The organism is Burkholderia sp. FERM BP-3421 (genome assembly GCF_028657905.1).
Classification (GTDB): Bacteria; Pseudomonadota; Gammaproteobacteria; order Burkholderiales; family Burkholderiaceae; genus Burkholderia.
In genome coordinates this window covers 3,164,259-3,181,223 of the sequence record NZ_CP117782.1, presented here as the reverse complement: position 1 = coordinate 3,181,223, position 16,965 = coordinate 3,164,259, and the positions used below count along the sequence as shown (strand labels likewise).

Annotated in this window: 12 protein-coding genes; 6 read left to right on the top strand and 6 right to left on the bottom strand. The window is 71.6% G+C overall.

What is annotated here, in order from left to right; genetic code table 11:
- The first annotated feature begins 7 nt into the window (after window positions 1-7).
- Complete coding sequence (locus Bsp3421_RS30400; RefSeq protein ID WP_274000217.1) at window positions 8-1,396, top strand: L-serine ammonia-lyase; 1,389 nt, start codon at window positions 8-10, stop codon at window positions 1,394-1,396.
- Window positions 1,397-1,409: 13 nt separating this feature from the next.
- Here the strand turns inward: Bsp3421_RS30400 and Bsp3421_RS30395 are convergent, their stop codons facing one another.
- Window positions 1,410-2,660, bottom strand: a complete 1,251-nt coding sequence (locus tag Bsp3421_RS30395; RefSeq protein ID WP_274000215.1) for a sodium:proton exchanger — start codon at window positions 2,658-2,660, stop codon at window positions 1,410-1,412.
- A gap of 430 nt (window positions 2,661-3,090) precedes the next feature.
- Between Bsp3421_RS30395 and Bsp3421_RS30390 the strand changes: the two genes are divergently transcribed.
- Window positions 3,091-4,794, top strand: a complete 1,704-nt coding sequence (locus Bsp3421_RS30390; RefSeq protein WP_274000213.1) for a thiamine pyrophosphate-binding protein — start codon at window positions 3,091-3,093, stop codon at window positions 4,792-4,794.
- A gap of 18 nt (window positions 4,795-4,812) precedes the next feature.
- Window positions 4,813-5,883, top strand: coding sequence for a glycosyltransferase family 9 protein (locus Bsp3421_RS30385; RefSeq protein ID WP_274000211.1), 1,071 nt, complete (start codon window positions 4,813-4,815; stop codon window positions 5,881-5,883).
- Between the two features lie 167 nt (window positions 5,884-6,050).
- Here the strand turns inward: Bsp3421_RS30385 and Bsp3421_RS30380 are convergent, their stop codons facing one another.
- Window positions 6,051-7,067: a helix-turn-helix domain-containing protein gene (locus Bsp3421_RS30380; RefSeq protein ID WP_274000210.1), complete on the bottom strand. Its 1,017-nt coding sequence runs from the start codon at window positions 7,065-7,067 to the stop codon at window positions 6,051-6,053.
- 301 nt (window positions 7,068-7,368) lie between these two features.
- Here Bsp3421_RS30380 and adh point away from each other — a divergent pair, with 301 nt between their 5' ends.
- On the top strand, window positions 7,369-8,889 hold the full coding sequence (adh, locus tag Bsp3421_RS30375) for an aldehyde dehydrogenase (protein ID WP_274000209.1): 1,521 nt from the start codon (window positions 7,369-7,371) through the stop codon (window positions 8,887-8,889).
- A gap of 237 nt (window positions 8,890-9,126) precedes the next feature.
- Here adh and Bsp3421_RS30370 read toward each other — a convergent pair whose 3' ends face one another.
- On the bottom strand, window positions 9,127-10,704 hold the full coding sequence (locus Bsp3421_RS30370; RefSeq protein ID WP_274000207.1) for an MFS transporter: 1,578 nt from the start codon (window positions 10,702-10,704) through the stop codon (window positions 9,127-9,129).
- 187 nt (window positions 10,705-10,891) lie between these two features.
- On the opposite strand from Bsp3421_RS30370, the gene Bsp3421_RS30365 reads away from it, so the two are divergent.
- On the top strand, window positions 10,892-11,782 hold the full coding sequence (locus Bsp3421_RS30365) for a LysR family transcriptional regulator (protein ID WP_274000205.1): 891 nt from the start codon (window positions 10,892-10,894) through the stop codon (window positions 11,780-11,782).
- A gap of 19 nt (window positions 11,783-11,801) precedes the next feature.
- On the opposite strand, the gene eutC is transcribed toward Bsp3421_RS30365, so the two are convergent.
- From eutC to eat, 3 genes are all read right to left on the bottom strand, one after another.
- Window positions 11,802-12,596, bottom strand: coding sequence for an ethanolamine ammonia-lyase subunit EutC (gene eutC, locus Bsp3421_RS30360; RefSeq protein WP_274000203.1), 795 nt, complete (start codon window positions 12,594-12,596; stop codon window positions 11,802-11,804).
- Complete coding sequence (locus Bsp3421_RS30355; RefSeq protein WP_274000202.1) at window positions 12,593-13,990, bottom strand: ethanolamine ammonia-lyase subunit EutB; 1,398 nt, start codon at window positions 13,988-13,990, stop codon at window positions 12,593-12,595. Before Bsp3421_RS30355 ends, eutC begins: the two co-directional genes overlap by 4 nt.
- 70 nt (window positions 13,991-14,060) lie before the next feature.
- Entirely contained in the window at window positions 14,061-15,470 is a 1,410-nt protein-coding gene (gene eat / locus Bsp3421_RS30350) for an ethanolamine permease (RefSeq protein WP_274000200.1), read from the bottom strand.
- Between the two features lie 278 nt (window positions 15,471-15,748).
- On the opposite strand from eat, the gene Bsp3421_RS30345 reads away from it, so the two are divergent.
- Window positions 15,749-16,801, top strand: a complete 1,053-nt coding sequence (locus Bsp3421_RS30345) for an acyltransferase family protein (protein WP_274000198.1) — start codon at window positions 15,749-15,751, stop codon at window positions 16,799-16,801.
- Window positions 16,802-16,965 lie beyond the last annotated feature (164 nt).

The window sequence follows — 16,965 nt, the reverse complement described above, 5'->3', positions numbered from 1 at the left end:
AAGACAAATGGCAGTCAGCGTGTTCGATCTATTCAAAATCGGTATCGGTCCGTCCAGCTCGCACACGGTCGGGCCGATGCGCGCCGCGCTGATGTTCGTCCAGGGGCTCGAGCGTGACGCGCTGCTGGCCGCCACGGCGCAGGTGAAGGTCGAGCTGTACGGCTCGCTCGGCGCGACCGGCAAGGGCCACGGCACCGACCGCGGCGTGATGCTCGGCCTGATGGGCGACGCGCCCGACACGGTCGACCCGGACAGCATCGTCGCGCGGCTGGAAGCGGTGCGCGCATCGAAGACGCTCGCGCTGCTCGGCACCCACCCGGTGCCGTTCGTGCTCCGGGAGCACATCGCGTTCTACCGGCAGGCGCTGCCCGAGCATCCGAACAGCATGAAGCTGCGCGCGACCGGCGCGGACGGCGCGGTGCTGCGCGAAACCACCTACCTGTCGGTCGGCGGCGGCTTCGTGGTGACGGCGGGCGCGCCGAACACCAAGGTGCTGAGCGCGGCCGACCAGATGGCGCATCCGTTCAGCACCGGCGCGGAACTGCTCGCGCTGGCCGACTCGACCGGCAAGTCGATCGCGCAGCTGATGTGGGACAACGAACGGGTCTGGCACACCGAGGCGGAAACCCGCAGCGGGCTGCTGAAGATCTGGGACGTGATGCAGTCGTGCGTCTCGCGCGGCTGCGGCATCGGCAATCCGGACGCGGAGGGCAACCTGCCGGGTCCGTTCCAGGTCAAGCGCCGCGCGCCGCAGCTGTACCGCGCGCTGACCGGCCAGCCGGAGCGCGCGCTGCAGGATCCGCTGTCGATGATCGACTGGATCAACCTGTACGCGATCGCGGTGAACGAGGAGAACGCGGCGGGCGGGCGCGTCGTGACCGCGCCGACCAACGGCGCGGCCGGCATCATCCCGGCCGTGCTGCACTACTACACGCGCTTCACGCCGGGCGCGAGCGAACAGGGCGTGATCGACTTCCTGATGACGGCCGCCGCGATCGGCATCCTGTACAAGCTGAACGCATCGATCTCGGGCGCGGAAGTCGGCTGCCAGGGCGAGGTCGGCGTCGCGTGCTCGATGGCCGCGGGCGCGCTCGCGGCCGTGCTGGGCGGCACACCGCGCCAGGTCGAGAACGCGGCCGAGATCGGCATGGAGCACAATCTCGGGCTGACCTGCGACCCGGTCGGCGGGATGGTGCAGATCCCGTGCATCGAGCGCAACGCGATGGCGTCGGTGAAGGCCGTCAACGCCGCGCGCATGGCGCTGCGCGGCGACGGCAGCCACTACGTGTCGCTCGACTCGGTGATCAAGACGATGCGCGAGACCGGCGCGGACATGAAGACGAAGTACAAGGAGACCTCGCGCGGCGGGCTCGCGGTGAACATCGTCGAGTGCTGAGCCGCGCCGCCCGTCATGACGCGACGGGCGCGCGGCCCAGCGCGGCGCGCACCAGCGCCGCGAGCCGCCGCCCGTTCGCCGCGAACGCCCCCGCGGCAAGCGCCATGTAGAGCCACGCCATTCCGGTCAGCGCGGCGATCTCGCGTTCCGGCTGCGCCTGCCATGCCATCGCGATGCCGATCTGCGTCGCGAACAACACGAACAGCGCGGCCGCGCCGGCCAGCCCGAGCCGCAGCCGCAACAGCAGCGCGAGCCCGAACAGCGACTGCGCGGCGGTCAGGAGGAACTCCTCGTGCTGCCGCGCATCGAGCGGCAGCGACGTCAGCGCGCCCGCGCCGACGCTCATCGCGATCGGCAGCATGCCGACCAGCAGCGTCCACTGGTTGATCTTGTCGCTGATCATCGCCGACAGGCCGGCCCGCGCGCGCTGGTTGAGCACGAAGATCACCGCGATCGTCACCGCCGGCGCCTCGCTCGCGAGCGGCGCGAGCCACTGGATCAGCAGGAAGCGGTCGATGCCCAACCGACCGCCGAGCTTCACGAGCGATTCCGCGAACGGCTCCGCGCTCAACAGGATCACCAGCGCCGACAGCGCGGTCATCGCGCCGATCGCGGCCCAGCGCGGCCCGGGCGCGAGTGTGGCGATGAACGCGCCCGGGCCGGGCTCGGCGTCCTCGTCGTCGCCCGCCTCCGGCTCGGCCTGCGCGGTGCGCCACAGATAGAAGAAGAACAGCGCCGCGAGCACCACGAAGTCGATCAGGCCGATGCGGTTCTTCAGCACGATCACGAACGCATATGCGCTCGCGAGCCCGAGGAACACGATCTCGATCGCGTTCTGCGGCGCCAGCTCCACCGCGCGGCGCCGGTAGCGCCAGCAGTGCAGCACCACGAGCAGCGGCCACGCAAGGCCGATCAGCATGCGGTTCGCGCCGGTCATGTTGGCGGCCGCGTAGGCCACGTAGCCCGACTGCGGGTCCTGCCCCGCGCGGAATGCGTAGTAGATGTCGACCGCATACTCGGGCAGCACCGTGACAAGCGCGACCAGCGCGATCACGAAGCCCGCCGCGATATAGCGCTCGGCGGTTTCCGCTCCCCACGACAGCATGAAGCCGGCCGCGAGGATCGCGACGCCGAAGCACGCGGCGTCGAGCGCGAGGCCCGCGCTCGCGCCGCTTGCGCGCAGCACGAGCGCGGGCAGCATCGCGACGCATGCGGCGCCGACGGGCAGCAGGACGGCGGAGAGGAATGGGCGTGGCGACGACACGGAACCTCCTGGCGAACGCGATGCGGGATGCCAGTATCGGGCGGCCGCCGGGCATTCGCCTAACGATTCCGTGCGCTGCGTCGGCCCCGGAAACAATGCGGCGGCCGCGCGCGCGATTTGCGGCGGCGCGCGGCGCAATGCGCGGCGGGGCGTCATGTTGGCGTCATCGTGCGATCATCTGGGCGCAAAGGGCATCGAACGTCGCATGCGCCCGTCCGTCGACCGATGGCGAGAACGCCCGGCGGAACGGCGCGTGAAGCAAGCCCGTCGCCGCCTCGCCGCCGCGATGAAGACGAACCCGCCGCACGGCGGATGCACGGAGCCGGGCGCGCCAATCGCGCCCCTCGAAACCCACCCGCCATCCCCGCCTTTTCTCTCCTGCCCATCCGGCGTAAGCTATCCCTCCCGTCAAGAAGGGAGCCCGCATCCGATGTCGAATTCCCCGGATTTCGAAGCGCGCACCACCACCGGTGCCCGATTGCTGGTCGACGCGCTGCTCGCGAATCATGTCGAGCGCGTGTTCTGTGTTCCCGGCGAGAGCTTTCTCGCCGTCCTCGATGTCCTGGCCGACGAAACCGAACGCCTGCCCACCGTCGTCTGCCGCCACGAAGCCGCCGCCGCGAACATGGCGGAAGCGACCGGCAAGCTGACCGGCAAGCCCGGCGTCGCGTTCGTCACGCGCGGCCCCGGCGCGACCCATGCGTCGATCGGCGTGCACACCGCGTTCCAGGATTCCACGCCGATGATCCTGTTCATCGGCCAGTGCGCGCGCGAGCATCTCGACCGCGAGGCGTTCCAGGAAATCGACTACCGCCGCATGTTCGGCCAGATGGCCAAGTGGGTGGCGCAGATCGACGATCCGCGCCGGCTGCCCGAATACCTGAGCCATGCGTTTCACGTCGCGACGTCCGGCCGCCCGGGCCCCGTCGTGCTCGCGCTGCCGGAGGACGTGCTGTCCGAGGCCTGCGCGCCGCAAGCGATCGCGCCCGCCGCGAAGCGCGTCGCCGCCGCGCCGTCGGGCGCGCAGATGGACGAGCTGCGCGAACGCCTCGCGCGCGCCGAGCGGCCGTTCCTGATCGTCGGCGGCAGCGGCTGGACCCCGCAGGCCCACGCCGACCTGCGCCGCTTCGTCGAGGCCTGGCAGCTGCCGGTCGGCTGCGCGTTCCGCTACCAGGACACCTTCGACAACGAACATCCGCTGTACGCGGGCGACGTCGGCCTCGGCGTGAACCCGGCGCTCGCGCGCCGGATCCGCGAGGCGGACCTGCTGTTCGCGCTCGGCCCGCGCCTCGGCGAAGCCACCACGGGCGGCTACACGCTGCTCGACATCCCGAAGACGCGGCAGACGCTGATTCACGTGCACCAGGGCGCGGACGAGCTGGGCCGGGTCTACGCGGCCGACCTGCCGATCGTGTCGGGGATGCCGGAGATCGCCGCGTCGCTCGCCGCGCTCGCGCCGCCCGAGACGCCCGCCTGGGCCGGCAGCGCGGCCGACGCGCATCGCGCGTATCTCGACTGGCGCGCGCCGCTGCCGATGCCGGGCGACCTGCAACTCGGCGAGGTGATGCAGACACTGCGCGCGCGCCTGCCGCACGATGCGATCGTCACCAACGGCGCGGGCAACTACGCGATCTGGCTGCACCGTCACTTCCCGTACCGGCATTTCCGTTCGCAGCTCGCGCCGACGAGCGGCGCGATGGGCTACGGCGTGCCGGCCGCGCTCGCCGCGAAGGCGCTGTATCCCGCGCGCACCGTCGTCGCGTTCGCGGGCGACGGCTGCTTCATGATGGCCGGCAACGAGCTGGCGACGGCGATGCAGTACGGCCTCGCGATCGTCGTGATCGTCGTCAACAACGGCCACTTCGGCACGATCCGGATGCACCAGGAGCGCAACTATCCGGGACGCGTGCATGGCACGGGCCTCACCAATCCGGATTTCGCGGCCTACGCGCGCGCCTTCGGTGCGCATGGCGAGACCATCGAACGCACCGCCGACTTCGCGCCCGCGTTCGAACGCGCGCTCGCGAGCGGCCTGCCCGCGCTGCTCGAACTGCGCGTGCCGCAGGCGGCCAGCACGCCCGCCGCGACGCTCGACCAGATCCGCGCGCAGGGCGAGCGCGCGCACCAGCGCTAGGCGATGGACGCGGCGGCGATGGCAGCGCGCCCGCTTACGCGCGACGAGGCGCTCGTGCATCCCGGCTCGCTGCTGACGCCGGACGGACGGCTCGTCGCGCCGTACGATCTCGCGCACGCGCCCGCCTCGGCGGCCGCCGCGTGCGTTCCCGCGTCGCAGCTGCCGGGCGTCTTTCACGCCGCGCACCACGCGTTCCGGCTCGACTACGCGCAGTGCGGGACGGTTCACGTGATCAACGGGATGGGCGTCGCGCTCGGCGATTCGGTGATCGGGCTCACCGCGCTGGCGGCGCTGCGCGCGCGCCATCCCGCGCTGCGCTTCGTGCTGTACCGGCCGGCTCACGCGCCCGCCTATGTCGACGCGCTGTACCAGCTGGCGACCGCGGCGATCGCCCCCTGCCGCCGCCTGCCGTGGCCCGCGGATCGGCTGCCCGCGCACGAACCCCGCATCGACCTCGGCAATCAGCTGTATTGGCCCGCGTTCGCCGAGCGGCCGATGATCGACTTCTTCCTGTCCGCGCTCGGCGTCGATCCCGCCACGATCCCGGCCGACGCGAAGCGCAACCGCTGGCTCGCCGATCTCGCGCTGCCGGCCCTGCCGCCCGCCTGGCGCACACGCCGCTACGCGCTGTTCTGCCCGACCGCGAGCACCCCGCTGCGCAGCATCCCGGCCGCGCGGCACGCCGCGCTCGTCGGCCGACTCGCCGACGCCTACCGGCTGCCAGTGCTCGGCTTCGGGCCGGTCGACCATCCCGCCTATGTCGACGTGCAGGCGCACTCGACCGACACCGCGCGATTCATCGCGTGGGTCGCCCACGCCGACGTGCTGCTCGCCGCCGACACCTCGGCCGTGCATCTCGCGGCCGGCTTCGACGTGCCGACGCTCGCGTGTTTTTCCAGCATCGCGCCCGCGCTGAGGGTGCGCGACTATCCGCACTGCACCGGCGTCGCGCTGCCCGTGCCGGAAGAATGGCGCGGCCGGCATGCGGGGGCGTCGGAGGCGGAACTGGAGGAACTCGACGCCCTGTACCGGGCAGTCGACTGGAGCCGGATCGTGTGGCCACGCGCGCGTGAGCGTGCAGGCCGCTGAGCCGCTACCCGAGCAGGCGCCGGCTCACGCCGCATGAACCCGCGCGCGCAGCGGATCCGCGCGGAAGCGCCGGAACCGTCCGCGCAGCACGGCGCGTGCCGACCGCCGCGAAAAGCGCCGGCGCGCACCCGCGCGGCCGGCCGCGCGGCAGACGGGCGCGCAGACGTTCAGCATGCGAGCGCCGCCCCGCGCAGCGCCTCCGAGGGCCGCTCGCCGAACATGCGGCGATAGTCGGTCGCGAACTGGCTCAGATGCCAGAAGCCCCACGCGGCGGCGACGTCCTGCACCGAGCCCGCGTCGCGCCCGCACAGGTCGCGGCGCGCGCCGTTCAGGCGCAGCGTGCGCAGGTAGGTCGCGGGCGCCATCCCGAGCACGTCCTGGAAACAGTACTGCAAGGTGCGGCGGCTCACGTGCAGCTGCTCGCACAGCTCGGGCACGCCGACCGGCCGCGAGCGGTGCGCGAGCACGTAGTCGCGCGCCTGTGCGACGATCCTGCGGCGTCGCGACGGCTGGCCGGCGTCGGCCGCCCCGGCGGGCGCCCCGTAGAGATCGAACAACGCCGCGAGCAACCCGGCCTGCAGGTCGCGGCGCTCGCAGTCCGACAGCGGCGCGGCCGCCGCTTCGGCCCGCCCGAGCCCGCGCGCGAGCTGCGCGCACAGACGCGCGAGCCGCGCCTCCCCGACCTGCGCGACCGCCTGCCCCGGCAAACGCTCGTCGAGCCCGCAGCGCTCGACCTGCTCCGCATAGCGCCGCAGCACGTCGCCGCGCACCACGAGGCCGTAGATCGAGAAATGCGCGGGCGTCAGCAACTCGAATTCGACGTTGCCGGGCCGGAACGCCAACGCGTCGGCCGTGATCGGGCACGCGTCGATCCGCGCGCCGCCGTCGCGCGCGAGCGGCACGCCGAACCAGTACGCATCGCCGCGCACCTCGCAGGCCTGGCGCAGCGTATGGCTCGTGGTCTCGCGAAACAGCTTCATCGTGTCGAGCGGCAGCTCGGTCAGCGTGCCGACGAAGCGGCCCGCCGCAAGCTGGTCGTAGGTCTGGCGCCAGCCGATCAGGTTGCGGGCCTGCTCGTCGGCGTCATGGGCGACGCTGACCACCGCGCGCCCGGCCGGCCCTTCCCCGCCCCCCGCGCTGCGCCGGGTGTCCGCCGCCGTCGTCTCGACCCGCCCCTGTTCCATGAACGCCTCCGCGATTCCGCTGAACCTCACCGGCCGCGAGCGATGCAATTCCCGTGCCGAAGCGCCGCCCGCGCCCGCGCGCTGCGACGCCGCGCCGCACTGTTCAAGGCTGGCGCAACCCGGCGCACACGCATTGCGCCATCCCGGCACAGTCGCCGCCGCGCACCCGCGCGGTGCGCCGGGCCGGCCCGCGCGCAGGCCCGGCGCGGCGGCGCACCGGCGGCTGGCACGCTTCTGGCGTAACGCTCGGACGCCGCGCGCTCGCGCGGCGCATTCCAATCGACATGCGAGGAGCAACGCGATGAATCACGCGGACATGCAGCACCTGAACATTGAGTTCCCGTTCCGCAAGCAGTACGGGAATTTCATCGGCGGCGAATGGGTCGCCCCGGTTGGCGGCGAGTACTTCGACAACATCTCGCCCGTCACCGGCCAGCCGTTCACCGCGATCCCGCGCTCGCGCGAAGCCGACATCGAACGCGCGCTCGACGCCGCGCATGCCGCGAAGGCCGGGTGGGGCGCGACGTCCGCCGCCGATCGCGCGAACGTGCTGCTGCGGATCGCCGACCGCATGGAGGCGAACCTCGCGCGCCTCGCGGTGGCCGAGACGATCGACAACGGCAAGCCGCTGCGCGAGACCACTGCGGCCGACATCCCGCTCGCGATCGACCACTTCCGCTATTTCGCGGGCTGCATCCGCGCGCAGGAAGGCTCGATCGCCGACATCGGCGGCGATCTCGTCGCCTATCACTTCCACGAGCCGCTCGGCGTGGTCGGGCAGATCATCCCGTGGAACTTCCCGATCCTGATGGCCGCGTGGAAGGTCGCGCCCGCGCTCGCGGCCGGCAACTGCGTGGTGCTCAAGCCCGCGGAGCAGACGCCCGCGTCGATCCTCGTGCTGGCCGAACTGATCCAGGATCTGCTGCCGCCCGGCGTGCTGAACATCGTCAACGGCTTCGGGCTCGAAGCGGGCAAGCCGCTCGCGTCGAGCAAGCGGATCGCGAAGATCGCGTTCACCGGCGAGACCTCGACGGGCCGCCTGATCATGCAGTACGCGAGCGAGAACCTGATCCCCGTCACGCTCGAACTGGGCGGCAAGAGCCCGAACGTGTTCTTCGCCGACGTGATGGACCGCGACGACAGCTATTTCGACAAGGCGCTCGAAGGCTTCGCGATGTTCGCGCTGAACCAGGGCGAGGTCTGCACGTGCCCGTCGCGCGCGCTCGTCGAGGAAAGCATCTACGACCGCTTCATCGAGCGCGCGCTCAAGCGCGTCGAGTCGATCCGCCAGGGCCACCCGCTCGACGCGCAGACCATGATCGGCGCGCAGGCCTCGGCCGAGCAGCTCGAGAAGATCCTGTCGTACATCGACCTCGGCCGCCAGGAAGGCGCGCAATGCCTGACGGGCGGCGAGCGCAACACGCTCGGCGGCGAACTGGCGGAAGGCTATTACGTGAAGCCGACCGTGTTCCGCGGTCACAACCGGATGCGCATCTTCCAGGAAGAGATCTTCGGGCCGGTGCTGTCGGTGGCCACCTTCAAGAACGAGGAGGAAGCGCTCGAAATCGCCAACGACACGCTGTATGGGCTCGGCGCCGGTCTGTGGACCCGCGACGGCAATCGCGCCTACCGCTTCGGTCGCGCGATCCAGGCGGGCCGCGTGTGGACCAACTGCTACCACGCGTATCCGGCGCATGCGGCGTTCGGCGGCTACAAGCAATCGGGGATCGGCCGCGAAACCCACAAGATGATGCTCGACCACTACCAGCAGACGAAGAACCTGCTCGTCAGCTACAGCGACAAGCCGCTCGGCTTGTTCTGAGCGGCGCCGCGCCGGGTTCGGCGCGGTGCGGCCGGCGGGATCGTCCGGGCGTCTTGGGCGGTTCCGCCGGGCTTGTTCTTCGGCCCGGCGCGTGTCGCCGGCGATCTCCCCGGTCATCCGCGCGCCGCGCAGTGCCATTCGCCCGGCCGCGCGACCGCGCCTCACCTGTCATTTCGCTCCAGCAGGAGTCGGCGCGCCCGACGTCCCTCCTCCCGCCACGCCATCTCGCGCCCGCCCTCACCCGCCGTCCCGCTCCAGCACCAGCGAGCCCGCGCCCGACGTCCGGCCGCCCTTGCGCGGCGCCGCCTCGTCCGCGCGCACCCGGCTCAGGAACGCGAACACCACCACCGCGCACGCAGCCGTGACCACGGTCAGCCCGTCCAGCAGGCTGCCGAATGCGTCCCGGTACTGCGCGGCCAGATCCTCACGCGTCACCCCCGGCAACACGACGGCGGCCCGCGCGAGATCGCCCGTCGCCAGCCGCGCCGCCGCCTCGGCTAGCGCATGCGGCGCGGCCGCCGGCGCGATCCCGTGCAGCCGCGTCGCGACGAGCGCCGCGAGCAGCGCGCCGACGATCGCGAGCGCGATTCCCTCGCCCGCCACGCGCGTCGTGCTGAAAATCCCGGTCGCCATCCCCGCGCGCTCCTTCGGCACGACGCTGATCGACAAGCCATCCATCAGTCCCCAGGGCAGGCCCGCGCCGACGCCGATCACGGCCATCGGCGCGAGCGCCGCGCGCCCCGCGCCCTCCGTCAGCGCCGCGCCGAGCCAGTGCAGGCCGGCCGCCGCGACGAGCAGGCCGACCCCGGCGATCAGCCCGGCGGACATCCAGCGCGTCAGCAGTGCGGCCACGAGCGGCACGATCAGCATCGGCGCGGACAGCGCGAGCATCAGCAGGCCGGCGTCGAGGGCCCGGTAACCGTCGATGCCGATGAAGCGCAGGGGCAGCAGCACCAGCAGCACGATGTAGCAATAGCAGGTCGCGACCGGCAGCACCTGCACGCCGACGAAGCGCGGATAGCGGAACAGCGACAGGTCGAGCATCGGCCGCGCCACGCGCGCCTCGATCGCGGCGAAGCCGGCCGCGAGCACTGCCGCGCCCGCGAGCAGGCCGACGACGAGCGGGCTCGTCCAGCCGTCCTCGGGCGCCTGGATCACGCCGAACGTGAACAGCGACAGCGCGCCGGTGAAGCTCGCCGCCCCCGCCCAGTCGAGCCCGGCCGCGGCCGGATCGCGCGTCTCGCGCAGCCGCGGCGCGCCCACCAGCAGCGCGAGCGCACCCACCAGCGCGCCCGTCGCGAAGATCGCGCGCCAGCCCAGCAGCTCGATCAGCCAGCCCGCGAGCACGGGGCCGAACGCGAGCCCGAGCCCGAAGGTCGTGCCGAGCAGGCTGAACGCGCGGGTCCGCGCCGCGCCGTCGAACTCCTGCGCCAGCGCGGCCGTCCCGCCCGCGAGCGCCGCCGCGGCGGCCGCGCCCTGCGCCGCACGCAGCAGGTCGACCACGAGCAGCGTCGGCGCGAAGCCGAGCGCGGCCGACGCCAGCGCGAAACCGCCCACGCCGATCAGGAAGACCCGCTTGCGGCCGAACTGGTCCGCGAGCGCGCCCGCCGCCATCAGCAGGCTGCCGAAGCTCAGCATGAAGGCATTGGTGATCCAGTTCAGCGCAACCGGGCCGCCCGGCAGCGCGCGGCCGATCGCGGGCGTCGCCACCGCGCCGCCCGCGAAGCTCAGCGGCAGCGCGAGCGCGGCGAGGCACACCGCCAGCAGGATCATGCGGCGCCGCCGCGCCGCCAGGGGGGAAAGCAGGGAATCCATCGACGCTCCTCGTCAGTAGCCGGGGCCGCCCGTCGCGCATGCCCTGCGCGCGGCCCGTCGGAGCGATGAAAGATAATTCGGATCTAATCAAAGAAAAACAACGTGAAACTCCTCAGATAGTGGAGTTAAATTCCGTAATTGCATTCGGCATTCGGTATTTGGCCTCTGACACCCGGAATCGGCTCCCATGGACAACCTCAACGGCATCGTCGCCTTCGTGCGCACGGCGGAGACGCTGAGCTTCGTCGCCGCCGGGCGCAAGCTCGGGATCTCGGCGTCGGCGGTCGGCAAGACGATCGCGAAGCTCGAACAGTCGCTCGGCGTGCGGCTGTTTCACCGCACCACGCGCCGGGTCACGCTCACCGACGAAGGGCGGCACTTCCACGAACGCTGCCACCGGATCCTGGAGGAGCTGCGCGACGCGGAGGCCACGCTGTCGGAATCGGCGCAGACGCCGCGCGGCCGGCTCCGCGTGAGCCTGCCCGTGATCGGTTACCGTTTCCTGCTGCCGGTGCTGCCGGAATTCCGCGCGCGCTATCCGGACATCGAACTCGATCTCGATTTCAACGACCGGCTCGTCGACGTGGTCGACGGCGGCTTCGACGCGGTGATCCGCAGCGGCCAGCTGACCGATTCAAGCCTGATGTCGCGCCGCCTGGGGCCGTTCCGCTTCGTGCTGTGCGCGGCGCCCGCCTATCTCGAACGGGCCGGCGCGCCCGGGATACCGGACGACCTCGCCGCGCATGCCTGCGTGCGCTACCGCTTCCCGACCACCGGCAAGCTGCAGCCGTGGGCGCTCGCGCACGACGGCGGCGAGCCGCCGAACCTGCGCGCGGCGATGACCTGCAACAACATGGAGGCGTTGCGCGCGGCGGTGCTGGCCGGCTTCGGCATCGGCTACATGCCCGATTTCCTCGCGCGCGACGCACTCGCATGCGGCGCGCTCGTCACGGTGCTCGACGACTACCGGATCGCGCCCGGGCAATTCTCGGTGCTGTGGCCGTCGAGCCGCCAGCTGTCGCCGAAGCTGCGGGTGTTCGTCGACTTCCTGTGCGCGCGCCTGTTCCAGCCCGCCTGAGCGGCGGGCCCGCCGCCGCTCAAACGTCCGACAGCTGCGCGGGCGCCGCCGCGCCGGGCAGCGTGGCGTCGCTGTCGTCCTTGAGCCCGACGCCCGTGAGGCCGAGCCGCCGCGCATGGGTGAGCAGGTAGTGGAGCTTGTGCGCGGCCGCCGCGTAGGGCAGCCCCTCCGGCCGCACGTTCGAGATGCAGTTGCGCAGCGCGTCGTGGCAGCCGACCTTCGGCGCATAGGTGAGATAGACCCCGAGGCTGTCCGGCGAGCTGAGCCCCGGACGCTCGCCGATCAGCATCGCGACGAGCCGCGCGCGCAGCAGCTCGCCGATCTCGTCGCCGAGCGCGACGCGCGCCTGCTGCGCGACCACCACCGGGCCGACCCGCCAGCCGTCGACGTCGAGCCGTCCGCGCACCGCCTGCAGCAGCGGCAGCGCCTGCTTCGCGGCCGCGAACGCCGACAGCCCGTCGCCGATCACGAACACCAGCTCGGGCGGCTCGCCCGCCGCCTCGCCCGCTTGCGCGAGCGCCGCGCGGCTGGCGTCCGACAGCCGCCGCCCGAGGTCGGGCCGCCGCAGGTAGTGCTGGCGATCGGGCGCCGCGCTGTGCGCGTCGAGCGACGCGAATCCCGCGTCGGCCAGCGCGCGGTGCAGCGCCTCCACGTCGAGCGGCTGGTGCACGGCGTCGCGCGCCTGCGCGTGCGACAGGTTGAACGCGAGCAGCGGCGCGGTCGGCAGGCTGCTGCCCGTGCGGCCGAGCGCGATCCGCGCGTTCGTGAACGCCTTCAGTTCGCCCCACGGATTCTTCTCGATGGCGTCGCTCATGCGTCGAGCCCCATCCATTCGTGCGCGCCCGCGAGCAGGGGTTGGCGCGGCGATGCGGCCAGGAGCGCGCCGCGCGCGTCCGCGATGCCCATCGTCTCCAGCCACTCCTCGAATTCCGGCGCGCGCCGCAGCCCCAGCACCTCGCGCACGTACAGCGCGTCGTGGAACGAGGTGCTCTGGTAGTTGAGCATCACGTCGTCCGCGCCGGGGATGCCCATGATGAAGTTGATGCCGGCCGCGCCGAGCAGCGTCAGCAGCGTGTCCATGTCGTCCTGGTCGGCTTCCGCGTGGTTCGTGTAGCAGATGTCGCAGCCCATCGGCACGCCGAGCAGCTTGCCGCAGAAGTGATCCTCGAGCCCCGCGCGGATGATCTGCTTGCCGTCGTACAGATACTCGGGGCCGATGAAGCCGACCACCGTGTTGACGAGGAACGGCTCGAACTTGCGCGCGACCGCGTAGGCGCGCACCTCGCAGGTCTGCTGGTCGACGCCGTGATGCGCGTTCGCGGACAGCGCGCTGCCCTGGCCCGTCTCGAAGTACATGAGGTTGTCGCCGACCGTGCCGCGCCGCAGCGACAGCGCGGCCTCGCGCGCCTCGCGCAGCAGCGCGAGCGAGATCCCGAAGCTCGCGTTCGCGCGCTCGGTGCCCGCGATCGACTGGAACACGAGATCGACGGGCGCGCCCTTCTCGACCGCCGCGATCGTGTTGGTCACGTGGGTCAGCACGCACGACTGGGTCGGCACCCGGTAGCGCTCGCGGAACCCGTCGATCATGTCGAGCAGCCTGACGATCGCCGCGAGGCTGTCGGTGGCGGGATTGATGCCGATCATCGCATCGCCGCAGCCGTACATGAGGCCGTCGAGCATCGACGCGGCGATGCCCTTCACGTCGTCGGTCGGGTGGTTCGGCTGCAGGCGCACCGACATCCGCCCCGCCAGCCCGACCGTGTTGCGAAAGCGCGTGACCACACGACGCTTGCGCGCGGCCGCGATCAGATCCTGGTTGCGCATCAGCTTCGACACCGCGGCGACCATCTCGGGCGTGAGGCCCGGCGCGACGCGTTCCAGCGCCGCGCCGTCGACGGCCGACGACAGCAGCCAGTTGCGGAAATCGCCGACCGTCAGGTGCGCGATCTCGGCGAAGGCTGCGCGCGAATGATCGTCGAGGATGAGGCGCGTGACCTCGTCGTCCTCGTAGGGGATCAGCGCCTCGTTCAGGAAGGTCGCGAGCGGCACCTCGGCGAGCGCCATCTTCGCGGCGACGCGCTCCTCCTCGCTCGCGGCGGCGACGCCCGCGAGCTGATCGCCGGACCGCAGCGGGCTCGCCTTCGCGAGCAGGGTTTTCAGGTCCGCGAAGCGGTAGGTGCGCGAACCGATCGTCTCCGTATAAGCCATCCGATGCCGACTCCTTGTGATGCCCGCGGCGCGTGCGCGCGCCGCGGTGCGGGGGCGGGCCGCCCGCGCGTCATTCCTCGACGAGCGCGTCGGCGGGCGCCGCCGAACGCTGCGCGCCGGTCGCGAGGAAATAGCCGTAGCCGAGCGCGAGGAACGCGACGAAGATCAGCGCGACGAGCCCGTTGAAATACACCATCGTCGCGAGACACACGAGCGCCGCGACGAGCGCGAAAGCCGGAAAGAACGGATACAGCGGCGCGCGGAACGGCCGCGCGAGGCGCGGCTGCGTGCGGCGCAGCTTGAACAGGGCCGCCATGCTGACGATATACATCACGATAGCGCCGAACACCGACATCGTCACGATGTTCGCCGTGAGCGTCTGGCCGCCGAACTGGATCAGCTCGTCGCTGTAGATCGCGACGATCCCGACCACGCCGCCCGCGAGGATCGCGCGGTACGGCGTCTGGAAGCACGGATGCACCTTGGCGAGCCACTCGGGCAGGTAGCCCTCGCGGGCCAGCGCGAAGATCTGTCGCGAATAACCGAGGATGATGCCGTGAAACGACGCGACGAGCCCGAAGAGGCCCAGCCACACGAGCATGTGCATCCAGCCGCTGTTCGCGCCGACGATGTACTTCATCGCCTGCGGCAGCGGATCGTTGATGTTGGCGAGCCTGGTCCAGTCGCCCGCGCCGCCGGCGAACACCATCACGCCGATCGCGAGCACGACGAGCGTCAGGATCCCGGCGACGTAGGCGATCGGGATCGAGCGCTGCGGATTCTTGGCCTCCTCGGCCGCCATCGCGACGCCCTCGATCGCGAGGAAGAACCAGATCGCGAACGGGATCGCGGCGAACATCCCGTGGAACGCGCCGAGGCTGAAATGATCGGCGCCCGCCCAGCCGCCCTTGGCGAAGTTGCTCCACGCGAAGCCCGGCGACACGACGCCCATGAACACGAGCAGCTCGAAGATCGCGAACAGCGTGACGACCAGCTCGAAGGTCGCCGCGATCTGCACGCCGACGATGTTGAGCGCCATGAACACGAGATAGGCGCCCATCGCCGCGTGCTTCGGTTCGAGGCCCGGGAACTGCACATGCAGATAGGCGCCGATCGCGAGTGCGATCGCGGGCGGCGCGAACACGAACTCGACCAGCGTCGCCGCGCCCGCCAGATAGCCGCCCGCCGGCCCGAACGCGCGCCGGGCGTAGGCGAACGGCCCGCCCGCGTGCGGAATCGAAGTGGTCAGCTCGGTGAAGCTGAAGATGAAGGTCGTGTACATCGCCGCCACGAACAGCGCGGTGACGACGAAACCGAGCGTGCCCGCGCTGGCCCAGCCATAGCTCCAGCCGAAGTACTCGCCCGAGATCACGAGCCCGACCGCGATGCCCCACAGCTGCCAGGTGCCGAGCGTCTGCCGGAGAACCGGCTGCGACGCCTTGCCGCCCGCGCCGGGGCGACCTTTCGATTCTGTCTGCATGGATCTCTCCTCAAGTGCGGCTGGCCGGGCGGACCGGTGGTATCTGGCCCCCGCGACTGAAGACCGATCCTAGAGAGTCATTAATCGACGTGTTATCGAAAATCGGCAAACGTCCGGGCTTTCGTTTCGTAAGGGGCAACGCTGCGGGCGAGCGGCATCGGCACGGTGATCCAGGCCACATTGAGGCGCGCGCATGTGTCGGGCGGCCCACACACCGGCGCATGCGCGCTGCCTACATTCATCGCAACGCGGCGTCGCCGCGCCCCCACCAGGCCACCATGCGGGAAACCTATCTCGATACCGCGCGCGGCGCGGGCATCTTCCTCGTCGTGTTCGGGCACGCGCTGCGCGGGGTCGGCGCGGCGGGACTCGTGCCGGACGGCGCGCCCGCCGTGTGGGCGGCCGCGCTCGACTACACGATCCACACGTTCCACATGCCGCTGTTCTTCCTGTTGTCGGGGCGGCACGTCGAGCGCGCGCTGCGCGGCGCGGGCCACGGCTTCCTGCCGGCGCAGCTGCGCGCGGTCGCGCATCCGTACCTGCTGTGGTCGGGGTTGCAGGGCGCGGCGCAGCTCGTGATGACGACGCACGGCACGAACCACGCGTTCGGCGTGGCGGACCTGCTCGCGATCGGCTGGCGGCCGTTCGGCCAGTTCTGGTTTCTCTACGCGTTGATGCTCTGCATGCTGCTCGCGTGGGCGCTCGCCCATACGGCGCCCGCGCTGCTGCGCGCGCACGGGCCGCTCGCCGGCCTCGCGGCGCTCGGTCTTGCGCTCGGCGCGTCGACGCACTGGGGGATCGTCTCGCTCGCGTTGATGAACTGGCCGTTCTTCGCGCTCGGCCTGCTCGCGAACGAGTATTTGCCGCGGCTCGTCGCGCGCGGCGCGACGCCGGGGCGGATCGCCGCGAGCGGCGCCGCGTTCGCGGCGGCCGTGCTGTTCGCGCACGGCCACGGCGAGGCGGACAGCGTCTGGGCCATGCCCGCCGCGCTCGCCGGCATCGCCCTCACGCTGCAACTCGCGTGGCGCGCGGACCGGATGCGTGATGCGCCCCGCTGGCGGATCTGGCTCGAATCGGCCGGCATCGCCTCGATGCCGATCTACCTCACGCACATCCTGGTCACGGCGAGCGTGCGTATCGCGCTGCAGCACGCCGGCGTGGCGACGCCCGCCGTGGCGACGCTCGCGCTGCACCTCGCGCTCGGCACCACCGCCGGGCTCGCCGCGCCGATGCTGCTGTACGCGCTGACACTGCGCGCGGGCCTCGCCGGCGTGGCCGGCTTCCCGCCGTTGCCGCACGCGTGGGCAATCGCCTGGAAGCGCGCGGCCTGAGCTTGGCCCGGCCTGACGTGGCTCCGCCTGAACACGACGCGGGGCATGGCACCCCGCATCCCGCGCGTTAGTTCTTGCGATTCGATCTGATGCGGTCCGCTTGACGCGGTTCGATCCAACGCGGTTCGGCCTGATGCGGCCCGGCATCGGCGCGGCCTGAGCTT